Source organism: Spirillospora sp. NPDC047279, assembly GCF_040643285.1.
Classification (GTDB): Bacteria; Actinomycetota; Actinomycetes; order Streptosporangiales; family Streptosporangiaceae; genus Spirillospora.
In genome coordinates, this window is record NZ_JBEYUA010000041.1 from 1 (window position 1) to 17,227 (window position 17,227).

19 protein-coding genes are annotated in these 17,227 nt (G+C 68.4%); 15 read left to right on the plus strand and 4 right to left on the minus strand.

Features of this window, described 5'->3' with window-relative positions; translation table 11 throughout:
* Positions 1-152 precede the first annotated feature (152 nt).
* Genes ABZ810_RS47395 through ABZ810_RS47410 form a run of 4 tightly spaced genes read right to left on the minus strand, consistent with a single transcriptional unit; the run spans position 153 to position 2,641 of the window.
* Positions 153-503 carry a helix-turn-helix domain-containing protein gene (locus ABZ810_RS47395; protein ID WP_358415369.1) on the minus strand — a complete coding sequence of 117 codons (351 nt, stop codon included), beginning with the start codon at positions 501-503 and terminating at the stop codon, positions 153-155.
* Positions 424-1,308: a phosphoadenosine phosphosulfate reductase gene (locus tag ABZ810_RS47400; RefSeq protein WP_358415372.1), complete on the minus strand. Its 885-nt coding sequence runs from the start codon at positions 1,306-1,308 to the stop codon at positions 424-426. Before ABZ810_RS47400 ends, ABZ810_RS47395 begins: the two co-directional genes overlap by 80 nt.
* A 16-nt stretch (positions 1,309-1,324) precedes the next feature.
* Positions 1,325-2,296 (minus strand): NlpC/P60 family protein, encoded by a 972-nt coding sequence (locus tag ABZ810_RS47405; RefSeq protein WP_358415375.1) that lies wholly within the window; start codon positions 2,294-2,296, stop codon positions 1,325-1,327.
* A gap of 24 nt (positions 2,297-2,320) precedes the next feature.
* Positions 2,321-2,641 (minus strand): helix-turn-helix domain-containing protein, encoded by a 321-nt coding sequence (locus tag ABZ810_RS47410; RefSeq protein WP_358415378.1) that lies wholly within the window; start codon positions 2,639-2,641, stop codon positions 2,321-2,323.
* Between the two features lie 296 nt (positions 2,642-2,937).
* Between ABZ810_RS47410 and ABZ810_RS47415 the strand changes: the two genes are divergently transcribed.
* From ABZ810_RS47415 to ABZ810_RS47485, 15 genes are all read left to right on the plus strand, one after another.
* On the plus strand, positions 2,938-3,315 hold the full coding sequence (locus ABZ810_RS47415; RefSeq protein ID WP_358415381.1) for a hypothetical protein: 378 nt from the start codon (positions 2,938-2,940) through the stop codon (positions 3,313-3,315).
* Positions 3,316-3,349: 34 nt separating this feature from the next.
* The gene (locus ABZ810_RS47420) at positions 3,350-3,724 is read left to right on the plus strand and encodes a hypothetical protein (RefSeq protein WP_358415384.1); all 375 of its coding nucleotides are present in this window, start codon (positions 3,350-3,352) and stop codon (positions 3,722-3,724) included.
* A gap of 47 nt (positions 3,725-3,771) precedes the next feature.
* Complete coding sequence (locus ABZ810_RS47425; protein WP_358415387.1) at positions 3,772-4,470, plus strand: hypothetical protein; 699 nt, start codon at positions 3,772-3,774, stop codon at positions 4,468-4,470.
* Positions 4,471-4,541: 71 nt separating this feature from the next.
* The gene (locus ABZ810_RS47430; protein WP_358415390.1) at positions 4,542-5,915 is read left to right on the plus strand and encodes a hypothetical protein; all 1,374 of its coding nucleotides are present in this window, start codon (positions 4,542-4,544) and stop codon (positions 5,913-5,915) included.
* Positions 5,884-7,380 (plus strand): SCO6880 family protein, encoded by a 1,497-nt coding sequence (locus ABZ810_RS47435; RefSeq protein ID WP_358415393.1) that lies wholly within the window; start codon positions 5,884-5,886, stop codon positions 7,378-7,380. The genes ABZ810_RS47430 and ABZ810_RS47435 overlap by 32 nt, the downstream gene beginning before the upstream one ends.
* Positions 7,381-7,407: 27 nt before the next feature.
* Positions 7,408-8,889: a hypothetical protein gene (locus tag ABZ810_RS47440; RefSeq protein ID WP_358415396.1), complete on the plus strand. Its 1,482-nt coding sequence runs from the start codon at positions 7,408-7,410 to the stop codon at positions 8,887-8,889.
* A gap of 128 nt (positions 8,890-9,017) precedes the next feature.
* Positions 9,018-10,700: a TraM recognition domain-containing protein gene (locus ABZ810_RS47445; RefSeq protein WP_358415399.1), complete on the plus strand. Its 1,683-nt coding sequence runs from the start codon at positions 9,018-9,020 to the stop codon at positions 10,698-10,700.
* 120 nt (positions 10,701-10,820) lie between these two features.
* Entirely contained in the window at positions 10,821-11,246 is a 426-nt protein-coding gene (locus ABZ810_RS47450) for a DUF4913 domain-containing protein (protein WP_358415402.1), read from the plus strand.
* A gap of 2 nt (positions 11,247-11,248) precedes the next feature.
* Positions 11,249-12,025, plus strand: a complete 777-nt coding sequence (locus tag ABZ810_RS47455) for a hypothetical protein (RefSeq protein WP_358415405.1) — start codon at positions 11,249-11,251, stop codon at positions 12,023-12,025.
* Positions 12,026-12,061: 36 nt separating this feature from the next.
* Positions 12,062-12,934 (plus strand): hypothetical protein, encoded by an 873-nt coding sequence (locus ABZ810_RS47460; RefSeq protein ID WP_358415408.1) that lies wholly within the window; start codon positions 12,062-12,064, stop codon positions 12,932-12,934.
* Between the two features lie 40 nt (positions 12,935-12,974).
* Complete coding sequence (locus tag ABZ810_RS47465; RefSeq protein ID WP_358415411.1) at positions 12,975-13,478, plus strand: hypothetical protein; 504 nt, start codon at positions 12,975-12,977, stop codon at positions 13,476-13,478.
* 123 nt (positions 13,479-13,601) lie between these two features.
* The gene (locus ABZ810_RS47470; RefSeq protein WP_358415414.1) at positions 13,602-14,006 is read left to right on the plus strand and encodes a hypothetical protein; all 405 of its coding nucleotides are present in this window, start codon (positions 13,602-13,604) and stop codon (positions 14,004-14,006) included.
* Between the two features lie 6 nt (positions 14,007-14,012).
* A complete protein-coding gene (locus ABZ810_RS47475) occupies positions 14,013-14,822 on the plus strand; it encodes a hypothetical protein (RefSeq protein ID WP_358415416.1) in 810 nt (269 codons plus the stop codon).
* 70 nt (positions 14,823-14,892) lie between these two features.
* On the plus strand, positions 14,893-15,294 hold the full coding sequence (locus tag ABZ810_RS47480) for a hypothetical protein (protein ID WP_358415419.1): 402 nt from the start codon (positions 14,893-14,895) through the stop codon (positions 15,292-15,294).
* A 23-nt stretch (positions 15,295-15,317) separates the two neighbouring features.
* The gene (locus tag ABZ810_RS47485) at positions 15,318-16,766 is read left to right on the plus strand and encodes a hypothetical protein (protein WP_358415422.1); all 1,449 of its coding nucleotides are present in this window, start codon (positions 15,318-15,320) and stop codon (positions 16,764-16,766) included.
* Positions 16,767-17,227 lie beyond the last annotated feature (461 nt).

A 17,227-nucleotide genomic window follows, 5' to 3' on the forward strand; every position in this document is an offset into this window, starting at 1 on the left:
TGTCGGTCGTCGTCTCGTCCATCGGGGGTGTCTCCTTCCGGAGGAACATCAGTCCCTCGCGTCTCCGGAGTTACACCGTTGATCGTATAGACCCCTCCAGGGGTGATGCGGCACCCGCCTTCGGATGAAGGTCGGGGACGCGAACCTGATCGTCAGCTGGGAGGGTCCACCTGCGTCCGTTCGAATGTGGCTCCGAGGAGCGTTAGCAGGTCCGCGGTGGGGACCCGGTAGCAGGATCCGATACGGATCACCCTGCACGGGAAGCGCCCTTTCCTGGCGAGCTGGTAGGCATATGTGCGAGAGAGGCCAAGGGCCCGAGCGGCAGTCATGATGTCGACGACCGCAGGCAGATCAAGCAGATCCTTGTACTTGAGCATTTCCACGAAATTGCTCCAGTTCTTCTGCGATGGGTTGGACAGATGATCAGGTGAAGCACCAGCCGCCGTCGCAGGCTCCGTCGTCGGAGTCGTCGAACGGCAGGGGGTCTTCGAGGGGGATGACATCTTGGAGTGGGGCGTTGTACCGGGTTAGCCAGACGGGGTCGCGGCCGAGGGCTCTGCGGCGGGTGTTGAGGGTGTCTTCGAGGTGGCAGGCGCGGGCGAAGAGATCGGGGTCTTGGAGGCGGAGGGTCTTCCAGTAGGCAAGGCGGCGGAAGGGGCAGAACCAGCAGGCTGATTTCGGGGGTGTGGGGAGGCCGGCGGATTGGATGATGCGGGGGCAGTCGGCGCGGCGGATGCCGAGGTCGAGGAGTGGGTAGACGATGCGTTCGTAGGGTTCGGTGCGGCGGTTGTTGGCGCGGTGGATTTCGTCGACGCTGATGCCGATTCCGACGGTGGCGGGGTTGGCGGCGCTGGCGCCGTGGGCTTTGAGGTAGCGGCCGAGGACGCGGATTTTGAAGTCGGCGGTGCAGGAGCGGGTGCCGGGGGCGCCGTTGCTCATGCGGACGGGGATGGGGATGGAGCGGGAGCCTTCGCGCATGAGGCGGCCGTAGAGGGTCTCGATGGAACCGTCTCGGCGGATGCGGGAGAGGGTGCGCAGGTTGATGCCGTGGGCTTGGGCGAAGGGGATGGCGTGGTCGCGGACGTAGGTGAGGGTGGCGGGGGCTTCGGAGTCGTCGCCGACGTTGGCGAACAGGAAGAGCGGGAAGTCGATTTCGCCGCGGGCGGCGAGGACGAGGGCGGCTGTTGATTGCCAGCCACCTCCGTAGCTGAACGCGCGGAGGGGCCCACACGGGATCTTGGGTCTGGTGGTCTTGGCTCGTAGGTGGTGGGCGTGTTCGGGAGTTGCGGGGGTCTTCGGGTGGGGCATGGGTGGTCCTCGCGGGTTAGAGGTGGGAGCGGCGAGGGCTGGGGCGGGTGGCGCCGGCGTATTGGCGTTCGCGGTAGGCGTCGCCGGTGAAGCGGGCGATGCGGACGACGTCGCCGGTTTGCGGGGCGTGGATCATGCGGCCTTGGCCGTAGTAGATGGCGACGTGGTGGATGGAGCGCGGGTTGCTGAGGTTGTGGGCGAAGAAGAGCAGGTCGCCGGGCTGGAGCTGGGCGCGGGGTACGTGGGGGCCGTCGTCGTATTGGTCGGCGGCGACGCGGGCGATGCGGACGCCGGCTTTGGCCCAGGCGTGTTGGGTGAGGCCGGAGCAGTCGAAGCCTTTGGTGCCGGAGCCGTGGGCGATGCCGTATGTGGGGCCGGAGGGGCTGCCGCCGCCCCAGGAGTAGGGGGTGCCGAGCCAGCGGAGGGCGGCGCGGAGGGCGACGGCTCCGCGGCCGGTGGCGGTGGGGGCGGCGTAGCGGGCGGCTTGGGTGAGGACTTTGCGGACGTACCAGTCGGCGTGGTTGTAGTGCCAGATGGCTCGGTGGAGGTGTTTGCCGCCTTGGCCCGCGTGGTTGGCGCACAGGTAGTTGGCGGCGCCGTGGATGGCGTCGGCGGGGTTGTAGCGGTCTTTGCGTCCGTCGTGGTCGCCGTCGGCGGCGTAAGCGTTCCAGGTGGCGGACAGGAACTGCATGGGGCCGCCCGCGCCGGCGTGGTTCTCGCCGGCGCGGACGCCTGGGAGGGTCGATCTGCCGTGGTCGGTCTCGATGCTGCCGATGGCGGCGAGCACGCTCCATGACAGGCCGGGGCAGGTCTGCGCGGCGTCCATGTACCAGCGCAGGTACTCGGGTGGGATGTCCTTGCGGGCGTAGGCGGTGGGGGCGCCTGACAGGGGTTCGGTTGTGGTCGAGGACGGGCTGGCCGCGCCGAGGAGGACGAGCAGGAGGGGCAGGGCGAGGGCGGCGGTGACAGCGGCTGCGGCGGCCTTCACCCGGTGCGCCGCCGCGCGCAGAGGTTAGGTTTCGCTGGCTGGTTGCTGGGCGCCGGTGCGGGCGCGGCGCTGGGCGCGGTAGCCGGCGCCCTTCTTGGGCGTGTCGTCGCCGTCGGGCTGGTCATCGGGCACCCCTGGTTCGCGGTGGGGCTGCCGCAGCACCTGACGGACCGCTTCCCAGGAGTACCGGAAGTCCTTGCCGGTCTTGAGCGCCGGGATCTGTCCCGCGTTGGCCATCCGGCGGACGGTCTGGGCGGACAGGCCGAGCTTGGCGGCGAGTTCGGCGGTGGTGAGCACGTCGGGATCTCGTCCTGGCCGCTGCTCGGGTGCCTTCTCGTCGGTCATAGCCGGAGCTCCTGGGGTGGTCGTCACGAGGCGCCTCTCAGTGTGGTGGATCGGTGCCGCGGAAGCACGTTCTTCGATGTGTTGACGTTTCTAGAAACGCTTTGGCGTTGCTTGCGCTCCATTATCTTGCCACGTACGGTGATCGTCATGCCACCCACGGCAATGAATCGGGGGTTTGAGTGATTCCTGGATGCAACCGGACGAGTCCGGCGCGAGAGCGTGTCGGTGGACCTGACGAGCGTGAGCTGGTCGTCGTGGGAGCACATGGCGGCGCGGGGACGTCGACGCTGGCGGCCTTGCTCCGGCCGGCTTGGGATCTCGGGTCGATCCATGGACTGCTGAGCCCGGACCGTGTCCCGGTCAGGCCGGAGGGGCGCCCCGTCGTGGTGGTCTCGCGCAACACCGTCCCCGCGGCTCAGCACGCGACGCGCGCAGTGACCGCCCTCAGCGGTGAGGTGCGGGTGAGGGCTCTGGTGGTCGTCAGCGACGGGGCTGGAGCCGAGCCCAAGGACGCGACGGCGCGGTTCGGGTTGCTGGTCGACCGAGTGGGTGGGCTTGTGCGGATGCCGTTCGTTCCGGCGCTCCGGCAGGTCGACGAGGTGAACGACATCGAACTGCCGTCCAGGGTCCGCCGCTCGGTGGAGTCCATCCGAGGTCTGGCCTTCGCCAGCTGATCCCGGTCAGCCCATCTCGGCGACTGGAGGTGTCATGCCGATCCACCCGTTGTCCGTCACCATCTTCGTTCTGGACAAGATCCAATCGTCGGCGGCGGGCATGCCGTGGCACGTCCCGCACGGTCCGCAGGTGAGCGCGCCCAGCCCGGAGGTCAAGGTCCCCGATCCGGCGCCCTCTCCCCCGCCCGGGCTCGACAAGAAGATCGAGGTTCTCCTGAGCTGGGGGAAGTGGGCGGTCATGATCTGCGGCCTGGCCGGCCTGCTCTACTGCGCCGGCCAGATGGGGATCGGCCGCAAGAACCGTTCGTCGTTCGCCGCCGATGGCGCGACCGGCATCCCGTGGGCCCTGGGAGGGCTCAGCCTCGCGGTCACGGCCGCTCCGATTGTGGGGGTGTTCTTCAGCAAATGAGTCTCAGAGAACGACGTGTGGAGAGTGGTGAGACGGCGCGAGGGCGCGTGATTCGGTCTGCGGCCGTCGCGAGCCTGGTCAGCGGCTTGGTCGTCTTCGGCGCGATGCGGGCGTTCGACTCCGGCGAGCCTCAGCGCGGGGAACGGGCTGCGAGTGCCGGGCCGATCTCAGCGGAGGAGGGTACGAGGCTCCAGGTCTCGCCTCCGGTGGACTTCGCCGGTCTGACCTGGAAGGACTATTCGGGGGTACGTCTGCCCTACTCGGCGCTGGACGGGCCTCGGATGACCCGCGGAGATCTGGCGTCCGGGTTCTCTCGAACACCGCGCGGGGCGTTGCTGGCGGCCATCCACATCGGGGTCCGCGCCAACCCGCAGTGGGAGCCGCATGTCTTCGAGGACACGATCAGGCGGCAGGTCACCGGGCCTGACGGCTCGGAACTGCTCTCAGAGACTCGGTCGTCGAAGGCGGGGCAGCGCGAGCAGCCGGCGGGCGACTCAGGCGCCAAGGCGTACGTGGTGATCGAAGCCTTCCGGTGGCAGGGCTACACGCCGGAGACGGCGAGCTTGGACCTGCTGACCGCCGGCCCTGGAGACAGCGACGCCACCGTACGTGCGGTCACGCGGCTTCAGGTGCAGTGGCGCCGGGGCGATTGGCGTCTGGTCGCGCCGCCGGGCGGCGCTTGGAGCGGCTCGGCGGCTCCGGCACGAACGACCGAGGGTTACACCCGGCTGCCGGGGAGCGGGTGACGGCCATGTGGAGCAGCCTTCTGCGGCCGCCTCCATGTTCGGCCGTCCTCGATCCCTCCTGCGTCCAGACGGTGGACAACGACGACGAGAGCCACCCGTTCGCGCCGCCGATGCCCGACCTCGGCGAAGTCGGCGGCAACATCATCGACAGTGCGGCCAAACCCGTGCAGGAGGCGGTCCGGTGGTTCGTCGCCAACACCTCTTCCTGGTGGGTGCAGACGACACCGCCCGATCTCGAGGCCGAGCCTTCGGTCGAACTACTCCAGAACCTCATGCAGCCCATCGCGGTCACGGTGGCGATGGCCGCGATGCTGATCGTGGCGGGCAAGATGGCCCTGACGCGCAAGGCCAACCCGCTCGTTGACGCCGTGACCGGGCTCATCGTCGTCGCGGCCGTCGCGGCGATCGGGGTCGTCGTCCCCAACATCCTGCTCCAGTGGGGTCACGCGTGGAGCAGTTGGGCGTTGAACGCCTCCTCGCACGGTGGCTTCGCAGCTCGAATGACGGCCATCGTGACCTTCCCGACGGGCACGCCGGGTGCCGTGGTCTTCTTCCTGGGGATCGTGGCCCTGCTCATCGGCGCGATCCAGGCGATCTTGCTGCTCTTTCGCCAGGCGGCGCTCATCATCCTCGCCGGGCTGCTGCCGCTCGCGGCCGCCGGAATGATCACCCCGGCGACCCAACCCTGGTTCAAGAAGGTCACCGGCTGGGGCCTCGCCCTCATCTTCTACGAGCCGGCCGCCGCAGCCGTCTACTCCACTGCGTTCATCCTGATCGGCAACGGCAAGGACCTGCGCGCGGTCCTCATGGGCTTCACCATGATGGCCATCAGCCTGGTCGCCTTCCCCGTACTCCTCAGGTTCTTCGCCTGGACGACCGGCCGCGCTGAGGCCAGTCCCGGCGGAGGTGTGCTGACCGCCGTGATGGGCGGAGCGACAGCGATCGGAGCGCTCCGCGCCTACGGCTTCGGCGAGGGCAGCGGCGGTGCAAGCTCCGGGGGTGGTTCCGATACCTCGGCTTCCGAGCACGCGGGCTATCTGCGCCAGCAGCTCGGTGACCAAGACCCGGCCGGCGAACAGGGCATGGAGCAGCAGCCGACCGGCGACGACTCCGCATCTCTGATCGGCAACCAGACCACCGCAACAGCCACCACACATCAAGCCACGGCGACCTCCGGCCATGGCTCGCACCCGGCAGAGCCGGAGAACCCCACCGGAAGCAGCCAGCACATGGCATCGGACCAGGCGACCGGCGGCCGAGACGTCCCGGCATCGGGTGGCGAGGCCGACGAGCCCGTTGGGCCGGCTGGTATGCGGACCTGGGATCGAGAGCGCCACCGGGCGTCGGATTCGATCCGCTGGATGGGAAATCCGGCCGGCTCTGGTGACCAGGGCGGCCCGACCGGCGCCGCCGATGGCGGAGGAGGTGGCGGCGGTGGAGCATGAGATCCGGACGTACGGCGGCTGGCGGCGACGCCACGGAATCGGGCTCCTCGGGCTGGACACCACAGCGACCTTCGCCCTGCTCGGATGCGCCATCGTCGCCTTGACCGTTGCGGCCTTCGTGCCTGCGGTCCTCATCGTCCTCCTGCCGCCCGCCGCGGCGGCAGGTGTGCTCGGGCTCGTCCGGGTGAACGGCATCCCGATCGCACGCATCATCCTGGCCCGATGTCGCTGGTGGTGGGGCGTTCGGCGACGCCGCAACCGCTACCGCTCCGGCATCGTCGTGGACCATCCGCGCGCCTTCCAACTCCCCGGCGTCCTCGCGCCCCTCACGCTCCTCAGCGCCGAGGACGGATACGGCGGCCGGTACGGGATCGTCTGGGACCGAAGAACCGGCCATCTCACCGCCACCCTTCGCGTGGTCCCCTCGTCCACCTGGCTGGCCGACCGCAAGGACGCAGACAACTGGGTCTCCGCGTGGGGTGGTTGGCTCGCGGCGCTCGGGCACATGCCGGCCATCCGGTGGATCACCGTGACGATCGAGACCGCACCGGAGCCAGGCTCGACCCTCGCCGACGCGGTCGAACGCGCTGTGATCCCCACGGCGCCGGCCGCAGCTCTGGAGATCCTCCGAGAGCTCGTGGAGACGGCACCGGCGGCCGCTGCCGATGTCGACACCAGAGTGTCGATCACGCTGGATCCGAAGGCTTGCCCGACCTCGCCCCGCAACCTCACCGATGCCGTCGCCGAACTCGGCCGGACTCTCGACGGCCTCGTCTCCGGCCTCGGAACGTGCGGCGTCACGGTCATCGGACGAGCGACCGCCGCCGAGATCGCCGGCGCCGTCCGCATCGCGTTCGACCCGCGCTCGCGCGGCGAGGTCAACCGCCTCCTCACCCGGCCGGGCTCCGACGAGATCCTCAGCTGGTGCGACGCCGGACCGGTCGGCGCCACCGAGCACCGAGACCACTATGAACACGACGGCGCAACGAGCGTGTCCTGGGCCTGGCACGAGCCGCCCCGCCAGAACGTGCACTCCGATGTCCTGGCACGGCTCGTCGCACCAAGCCCGTTCCCCAAACGCGTCACGCTGCAATACCGCCCTCTCCCCGCCGCCACCGCGAGCCGTGTACTTCAGCAAGAGGTGAACGCCGCGGCCTTCCGCTCCCAGTTCCGGCGCCGCACGGGCCGCGATGAAACCGCCCGGGACACCTGGGACAGTGCGCGAGCCAGGCAAGCCGCAGCCGAGGAGGCGATGGGGGCGGGCGTCTGCCTGGTCTCGATGTACGCCACCGCCACAGTGACGGAGCCGGAGCACCTCAAACGCGCTGTTGCCCAGGTCGAGGCCGCTGCCGACTCCGCCAAGATCCGGCTCCGCCGCCTGTGGGGCAGCCAGGCCGCCGGCTTCGCCACGACCTTGCCCTGCGGCATCTGCCCACCCGACCTGGCCCGCCGCGCAATCCACTGACCCGAACGCCCCCGGGAGGGAGTAACGATGACCACGCTTCAGACACCGCCCGAGACCGAGCACAGCGGGAAAGCGGAAACAGAAGCCATGGCCGAGGCCTTAGCGCCAGCATGGGGCTGGAAGCAGCCGTACGGCGGACGTGCATCACATGTCGAACCGGCTCCTGAATTCCAGGCCACGACCATGCAGGTGTGCGGGCTCTACCCGTTCACCGCCGGCTCCGGCACACCCACCGTCGGCACACCCGTTGGCCGCCACCAGCTCTGGGGTGAGGTCGTCTGCCTGGACCCGCTCGCGTGGCTCCGCGCAGGCCTGGTCACCAACCCGGGGATGTTCGTCCTCGGCCAGCCGGGCACCGGCAAGTCCACCCTCGTCAAGCGACTGGTCACCGGAGCGGTGGCGACCGGCACCACACCGATCATCCTCGGCGACACCAAGCCCGACTACACAATGCTCGTGGAGTACCTGGGTGGCCAGGTCATCCGCGTCGGCCGAGGTGTCGACCGCATCAACCCGCTCGACGCCGGACCGATGGCGACCGTTCTTCGCGGGCTCAGCGGCGCCGACGCCGCGGCCCTGCGCTGGGAGGTCAGGTCGCGGCGGCTCTCCCTCCTCCTGGCCCTGGCGACGCTCGTCCGCGAGGCGCGCATCAGCAACGCCGAAGAAGTCGTGCTCGGCCGAGCGATCGACCTCCTCGACCAGGGACTCAGAGACGACCCGACCGTCATCGACGTTCTCAAGATCCTGGAAGAGGGGCCTGCGGAGCTGCGTTCCGCCGCACGCACCGACTCCGTGGACGCCTACCGGCGCCAGACCCGTGACCTGATCTTCACGCTCGACCTGCTGGTCTCCGGCTCTCTCGCCGGGGTCTTCGACGCGCCGACCACCCACGCCCTGGACCTGGGCGCCCCGGCCATCAGCGTCGACATCTCCCGTGTACGCGCAGCCGGCGACAAGCTGCTGACCGCGGCGATGCTCTGCACCTGGGCCTACGCGTTCGGCACGGTCGATGCCTCAGCAGCCCTCGCCGAGCTGGGGGCCGGTCCGCGGCGCTCTCATCTCGGTGTGATGGACGAGCTGTGGCGCGCTCTCCGCGGTGCGCCCGGCCTGGTCGAGCATGCCGACGCCCTGACCCGCCTCAACCGCGCCAAGGGCATGGCCTCCATCATGATCACCCATTCGCTGGCCGACCTCGACGCCCTCGCCACCGAGGAGGACCGGGCCAAGGCCAAGGGCTTCGCCGACCGCTCCGCGATCACCGTCCTGGCCGGGCTCCCGCCCCGCGAGCTGGCGCGCGTTCACGAGATCACACCGCTCACAGGCCCAGAGCAGCATCTGGTGACCTCATGGTCAGCGCCGGACTCCTGGCAGCCGGGCGCTCGCCATCCAGGACGCGGCAAGTACCTCATCAAGACCGGCGAACGGCTCGGCATCCCCGTCGAGCTCTCTCTCGTCGGTCCCGAGTTCGCCCTCTACGACACCGACCAAGCCGTCCGGGGCACGTCGTGACCCGGGCGCTCGGGCCTCGCCCATCCGTCTGGCATACCGGAGCGGGCGCCGCCTGGATGGTCCTCGCAGGTTGCTGGGCACCGGCTGCCGGCCTCTGCTTCGTCTGGGCATCGGCGAAGGTCGCGGCCATGCTGAGCGGCGGCCACGTCGCCGAGTTCGGCACAAGCTTCGCGGTGGCCTTCGTACGCGGGGACACGAAGCGCATGTGGCCGGAGACACCGACGCCTCTGGTCGTCACCGTCCTCCTGCTCTCGGCGAGCGTTACCGCTGTGGCCACCTGGACGATCTGGCATCTGGTCGCGGGCCGGCTCCCCCACCCCGGGGATCCCGTTGCGGCCCTGGCCGACAATCCCGGGCTCGCCCAGCTCAAGCCCGGCCCGGCAGCCGAGAAGGCCGTTGCACTCCGCCGCTCCCTCCGCGGCATCGCCCCCGGGCAGCTGGCGTCCGGCGACGTGGGCCTGGTCCTCGGCGACGTCATGGAACGTGGCGACAAGCGCGGCCCCACCCTCTTCACCTCATGGGAAGACACCGTCGTCGCCTTCATGGCTCCGCGCTCCGGCAAGACGACGACGCAGAGCATTCCGCACGTTCTCTCCGCACCCGGCGCGGTCATCGCCACCAGTAACAAGGCAGACCTCTGGGCCGCGATCGCCACTGTCCGCGCCGAACGGACAGGCGGCAAGGTCTGGTTGTTCGACCCGCAGCACATCACCTACCAACTGCAGACGTGGTGGTGGAATCCCTTGATCGGGCTCACCACCGTCGAAGACGCCCACCGGCTCGCCGGTCACTTCGTCCTCACCGTGGACGACGGCCAGAAGAAGGACCTCTGGGGGCCGGCGGCACAAGACCTCCTGTGTGCTCTCTTCCTCGCCGCCGCGACCTCCGGCCGGACCCTCCATCACGTCGCCCACTGGCTCGACGAGCCGGCCGTCCCCACACCCATCGAACTTCTCCAGGACGTCGGCTTCACCCTGATGGCTTCGTCCTTGAAGGGGACCCAGAACGGTGCGGTCGAGACCCGCGACGGGATCTACCAGACCGCCCGGACAGCAGCGAAGTGCCTGCGTGACGAGGAGATCCTCGCTTGGGTGACGCCGCACGGCGACCTGGAGACGTTCGACCCCGACGCCTTCGCCGGGTCACGGGACACGCTCTACCTGCTGTCCAAGTCGCTCTCCGCCGCGGCGCCGCTCATCGCCGCGCTCACCGACACCACCATGCGCGCCGCCGAACGCCGCGCCGAGCAGGCCGGCGGCCGCCTGGACCCGCCGATGGTGGTCGCGCTCGACGAGGCCGCGAACATCTGCCGGATCGCCGACCTACCTCAGTTGTACTCCCACCTCGGCTCGCGCGGCATCGTGCCGGTGACGATCCTGCAGTCGTACGAGCAGGGCGTCACGGTCTGGGGCGAGCCCGGCATGGCCGCTCTCTGGGGAGCCGCCACCCGAAAGGTCATCGGGGCCGGCATCGACTCACCGCGGCTGGTTCGCGACCTCGCCACCCTCGTGGGCCAGCACGACGTCCCAGTCCGCACCATCACCTACGGCGACGGCCGCGCGTCCGAGCAGATCTCGCTCCGCCGCCAGGAGATCCTGGAAGCCGCCGACATCCGCGCGCTCCCCGCTGGGACCGCCCTCCTCTTGGCCACGGGCACAAAGCCCGCGCTCATGCGACTTCGTCCCTGGTACCAGGGCCCGCTCGCCCAGCAGATCACCGCCTGCGCCCGGGGCGCCGAACGGGCCATCGCAGAAGGCGCTCGCCATCACGCCAAGGCCACGAAGCGATCGCCCAACCCGCGGCGGGAGTAGCCATGACCTGACGCCAGCCATCCGCCAGTCATAAACCCCACACCGCCCAGCAAGCACCCGCATCCCGGACCGCACGAGCACGAGAGGAAGTCGCCATGCAGCTCACACCACGGAGGCCTCATGTCGACCGACATCGACAGCACGACCGTCACCGAGAACGAAGGTAAGCACGACCCGCGACCCCAGCCGCACTACCCCACGGTGATCGAGTGGGTGACCCGCCACTTCATCCCCATGTACCGCCGAACGCTCGGGGGCGAGTTCCGTTGGTGCGCTGAATGGTGGCGGCACAGCGAGGCGATCTCCCGGCTCACCGCCCTCTGGTACTCGTGGGAGGCCATGCGTCTTCAAGGCGCCACCGGCATGGCCCTCTGGTACCGAGACCACCTCGACCACCAACTCCCGGTCCTGCTCGGCCCACGCGGCCCCTTCTACCAGTGCACCGAGATCGAGCACCTTGAGCCCCACCAGGCCAAACACTCCCCCGTACCACCAGGCTGGTGGGCCAACGACGCCGCCTCGTCCGACACCTCTCAGGAGGGCTGACCATGCGCGTCGAGAACGAGCCGTCGGCCAAGACCGAGCGCGCCGAGTCCGCCGCCACCGCCCTGGACGCGTACGAGCAGCACGTCCTCTCCGGCCGATCCACGTCCCACCGCAGCGACGAGCTGCTCGCCAACCTCCTCGTCGAAACGCTCCTGAAGGACCTCGCCCACTACGCGAGCCATCGCGGCCTTCCCGCGTCAGCAACGCTCAACACGATCACTGCCGCACTGCCATCCGGTTCGGCGCAGACCCGCCAAGGCGATCAGCCGGACGCCACGACCCAGCAGGCTGCCCATCTCGCCGAGCTCACCAACGCCTTCAGGCGTTCCACCACCAGATGGGATTCACCAGAAGGCCTTCGCGACCCGGCATCCCTCCCCGAGGTGTTCAACTCCCTCGGCTACGGCGCCCGCGACCTGGAGAAGGGCTTCACCCAGCTCCTGCTCTACCTCAAGCACCAGAGCAAGCAGGCCCAGGGATCACCCGGCGGCGGTCATCTCCAAGCGATCTATCGACGGGCGGCCTTCCAGCTCGAGTTCGCGCGCGACTCGCTGTCCGACCTCGCCGATGCGCTCGAGAACGTGCACAACGCACTGGAGCCACTCCAGCCGGTCCCCAGGCCGGACCAGTCCTGGCCGGCGACGCCCGATCCAGTGCGCCTCTCGAACGAGGGCTACCCGGCAGACACCGGCGACTCACCTGAGCCAACCGGCACCACCGAACCCCATCGGCCGCACACCCAACCGCAACTCGACGCCCGCCGCAACGCGCATCCCTGACACCGCTCCCGCAATTCGTCCACCAGGAGCACCGCCATGCCCGAAGACGCTCGACCGCCCTCCATCTACGACTTCGCCGAGTACGCCGCCAGGGCGCTGGACGGTTACCAAGACCAGTTCGTCAGCAAGGCAGGCCTCGATCATCGAACCAACGAGCAGTACGCCACCGAGCTCCTCGCGGATCTCCTCGGCGACCTCATGCACTACGCGCAGGATCGCGGCGTCGACTTCGAGAGCGCTCTCGACATCGCGCGTCAGGATTTCGCGGCGGAGCAGGCCACAGAGACCAAGTTCCTGATCACTTCACCCGTCCGGCTCGTGGGCCGAGCAGCCCAAGAAGCCACCCGGGCCGGCCTCCCCACGTGCGGCATGGTCACGGGGATCCTTCTCCCCGAGAAGGGCCCGACCGACTACTACGTCCGCGGCCTGGGTGACTCCCGAAGCCACCGGTTCATCGGCGATGACCTCACCCCGGGCGCCCCCTTCACACCGATCCCGACCTATCAGGGCATCGTCGAAGACCCGTTGGCCGCCGAGGTCGCACTGATCAACGCCACCGCAAGGGTGGGCGCGGCCGACAACCGCGAGATGCCTCCTCGTCTCGAGGACATCGAAGACCATCACGTGCTGCTCTCCGCGCTTGCGACCTGGAACGCGATGGACCAGGAGCAGGTCAGCAAGCTGATCTACCCCAAGGTCTCCGCGCGGCTGCACGAACTCGAAAGCGCCCTCGATCCATGGCGACACGCGAGCCCGGGCAACGACCACCCCACTCCCGCCCAGCTCGCCGCGCAGGACTTCCCGACCTCGGTCGAGGCCGCATCCCCCGAGTCCGGCCACGTCGGCTCTCGCACAACACCGCCCCAGCAGCCCAATCGCACGCCGCGTGCCGGCTCAGCTCGCCACTGACCGACGAGGCGCCAAATCACCACTCCAGGAGGACTCAGCCATGTCCATGAACGAACTCCAGCGAGCCGCCGAGAACCTTTCCATCGGCGCGCCGCAAGCAGAGCGACTCGCCGTCGCCTACGAAACGCTCGAAGTGGTGGAGAGCGTGATTCAGGAGTTGTCGTTCCTCGTTCGGTCCGAACCGCCACCTGATTGGGAGGCCCTGCGAGAAAACTGCGGCCGGGCACGGATCGCTCTGCTACGCACCAGAACGATCCGGCTTCCGCTGGCCTCGCCCCCGCCGACGGTGGCGTTCTCCGTGGACGAGGTGCCCGTAGCGCTGGAAGCGCTCATGGAGCTCACCGGGACGCTGGTCGTCATGTTCATGGAAGTCGCCAACTTCGCGGACTTCGTCATGGACGAGCCCTGCTGCCTGGAGGCCGCCCTCCGCATCAACGACCTGCGCCGAGCCCTCCTCCCATTGCAGGACTCGACCGTCGGGAATTCAGACGAGCAAAGAGCGAATCAACTTTCATCATCGGATGACGACATGCATCAACAGTAATTGACGATCCCCGCGTCCGGGATCAGACTCGATCATGTCAGCAACTCTAGTGAACGGAAGCCTCATTCGTTGCTTTTGAAGGCTGAGCCTGGCGGCCCGGCCGTCCCCGAACCGGAGGTCTCCGTGCAGGAACACATCGACTACGTCGCCAAGCAGATCCAGTCCGCCGACCGGATTCCCGCTCTCATGACCGCCGCCTTCATCGGCCTGGAACTCATCGAACGAGCTGCCACGCTCCTGACCGAACTCGCACCCGCAGACGCTTATCCCGCCTACTCCGAGGCACTCGCCGAAGCGACCGACGCCTGGTGGGCTCTCTCGGAGGCACCCTCGGTGGCCTGGCCCCGGGGCCCCCACCGGTCCGAGCCGGCGGAGTACCGCGAGTTCACCGACAAGCTCACCAAACTCGTCCTGGTCGTAGCCGAGGCCCTCCTGAACGCGGCCTCCAAGACCACCGACCCCGCCGACCGCGTCGCATGTATGAAAGCCGCCCAGCACATCGGCCGCGTCCACACCGCGTTGAGGTAGATCGTCATGCGCAACGACCCGAACGCCAAGCGGATCGAGAACGCCTCCCACGCGCTCAACGCCTACGAAACCAGTGCGTTCTCAGACCAGCCGTCTCTCCTCCCTGGAGACCCGGTCTACGCCAAAGCCCTGCTGGGCGCGCTTATCTGCGACCTGGAGCACTACGCCGTACACCACGGCATCAACTTCACCGACGCCTACGCCGCGGGCCGCGGAGCCCATGCCGACGAGATGGCCGAGCACGCGCAATATCGTCCAGGCGACGAGGTCGAACTCCAGAACCATGACCGCCGGCGCGGCACGGTCACCGGAGTGAGAACGGACCCGGACCGGGAGCCGAGCTACTTCGTCGAGGTCCCCGGCAAGCCCTACGTGGTCGCCGACCTCGCGGCCAATCTGAGGCGCGCACCCGCCTTCCCCGAGACGGAGACGCGCCTCGGTAGAGCGACCACGGCGAGCCAGGCCGAGAGGTTGTTCGTCAAACTCGCCGGCCGAGCCCACACCGCCGAACGTCAAGGCGATCTCTCATACCGACCCGACGGCGAGAAGCTGCTCACCGCCTTGAGCTCCTGGAGCGGCACCCCGGTATCCGAGCTCCTCAGGGAGCTGGCACCGAACCTCAATTGGAATCTGCTGCCGGAAGCCGCGTCATCGGTCTCTGCCGCTCCCGCCACCGAAGCGGATCTCGCCGACGACGACTTCCCCGTCGACATCAGCAACGGCATTCCCTCGACACCGACCTCGGCCTCCACCCGCCAGCCGGATATCCCAGCGGCCAGGCCGTCGCCAGAGTCAGGCCCGCACCGCGCCGCCTGACCAGCGTCGCCAAAGCTCAACGTGAAACACAACGACAACTCAAGCCCGCGTCCGCGAAACCGGAGGGTCAGTGACTGACGACCTGCACAGCCATCAGCCCGAGTCCGCCGACCATCGGCAAACCGACCTCGTCGCACTCCTGAGAACCACGTACGCCGATCTGCTGACCGCAGAACGAATCATCACCGGCTTCTCCGACCACGCACCCGGTGGCTTCGTCTCCTGGGGTCTGGCGGAAGGCGAAGCCTCCGAGGCGGTACGAGCGCTGCGATACGCCCCATCGCTGCAGCCACCAGCAGACCCACCGCCGAGCACCGACCCACCCACCACGATCAAGACTCTTCACGAACTGGCGGCGAGCGCAGCACAAGCGCTGATCACGGCCGCCGAACTGGCCATCGCCAGCGATGACCGGCTGGCCTGTCTGCAGGCCGCCCTCCACGCCGGGCGCCTGGCCACCGCACTCCGGTAGGCCACGTGGTCACGTTCGGGGAGATGATCTCCATCGCCGACGGCCACCTCGGCGAGGTCCGCAAAGCCATACTTCACCCAGACCTTGTCGGGCAGGCCTCCCACCCGGCCACGGCCACTGAACTCGCAGGCCTGATAGGCGTCCTCATCCGCTATGCCGACAGAGTCACCAGCGGCTTCGGCATCCCAGACGACCGCGCGGCCGGCATCCGGAGAGCCGCCCGCCGCTCCAGCCAGAACCTCCGCAAGGCCCAACAGAGCCTCAGGGTCCCGACCGGCTCCCCAGACCGCGGTCCCGAGCTGGCCCAGGCGATCCGCGCAACGTCAGTGTCACTGGGGTGCGGCCTCGACCTGCTCGCCTCGCACTTCGCCACCGCGCCGCAGAGACCATCGACCAACGCCACGGTGATTTCGGCAGCCGATACCGGCCGCTCCCTGCTCCAACTGCTCAGCGACTACGCCAAGACCGCCGCCCACGTGGCCCAGCACGCAAGCCCTCAGGCCTTTCCCCCACTGGCCAAAGCCGCCTTCACCGCACACCTCAATGGACGAGAGACCGGTCCGACACCCGTCTCCGCCGTTCCTCTCCTGCGCGTCCCCGATCGCATCGCACCCAGAGTCGGCGAAGACCTCCACGAGGCCCTCGAAGGAATCACTCGCAGTGTCCAGCGGCTCAACTCCACACCCACCAACGGCTCGGTCACCACATCGCGTTATCTCGCCAGAGCCGCCACCATCACCTGCCACATCAACGACCGCCTGCTCTGCCAGCTCAGCCGGCGAATGAGCGAACTCGACCAAGAGCACATCGCGGGCGACCTTCTCCACGCGGCGGCCACAACGAGACGCTTGAGCCGCCGATGGCGCACGGTGGCCCGGCAATGGTTGTCGCTCACCAGCCAATTCAGGGACCCACGAAACGGAGCGGCCGAGGACGCCAGTGACCTGATCGTGCGACTCGGCCGCCTCATCCATGTCGACCCTGACTGGCTCCCGCATCCCCGCTGGACGTTCCGCCTGATCGAGCCCGAGCAACTCGCACCGAGCCGGGCCGAGGCCGCCCTCATAGGACTGGCAGCCCTCAAATCGGCTGAAGCGTGCAATCACATCGCCAACGACCACCGCGCCGCCGTCAACGACATAGCTGTTCTCTCCGCGCTCCAGAGCCCGCCCTCCCCCAACAGCAGACCCCGCCCGTCGGCAGAGATTCTCCAACTCCTTCAAAGGTACGAAGACATCCAGAGTGTCGGCGCCGGAGCCGTCCTGCGCCTGGGCGAAGCTATGAGCCCACTCATGTCAGAGTCCCCGCAGATCGCCGCAGAGCGCGGCCTCATTGTCCGACGCACCGCTCAAAGACTCACCACCTCAGACGACTTCCCTGCGCCCATTGCCGACGTCCTCGCCACACCCCGGTCGGCGTCCCGACCCCAAACCCAGCAACCACCGAATTCCAAAGGCCGCACGATCCACTAACCGGGGGCAGCCATCAACAAGCGCATCAAGCTCAACGTAACGGCCGATCTAGACCGCGACGTCACCAACGTCTTCGAGATCTACAAGGAGCTCCGCCGGCTAGAACTCACCCATGCCGTGACCCCAACCCCCAAAGACGCAAGCGATCATCGCATGCTCCTCCAAGACATGGCCGCCACCCTGGAGACCATGCTCAACACCCTCACCCCACACCGAACGCCCCCAAGAACAATCCGGTCGACAACCCCCCAAGATTTCCCAGTCCCCATGTACGAAGCCCTCGACGGAGAGCCGGCATCATCCACCCAGACCACCAAGCCAACAACATCGAGCGCTACTCCCCGATCTGCACATCCAGATTGAGAGCCTGAGGTGCCCCGAACCTTCCGGACAGGTCCCCAACTAGGGTTGGGGAGAACCGGAAAGGAAGGTCGTTGGCGCGACAAAGGCGGCACTTCACC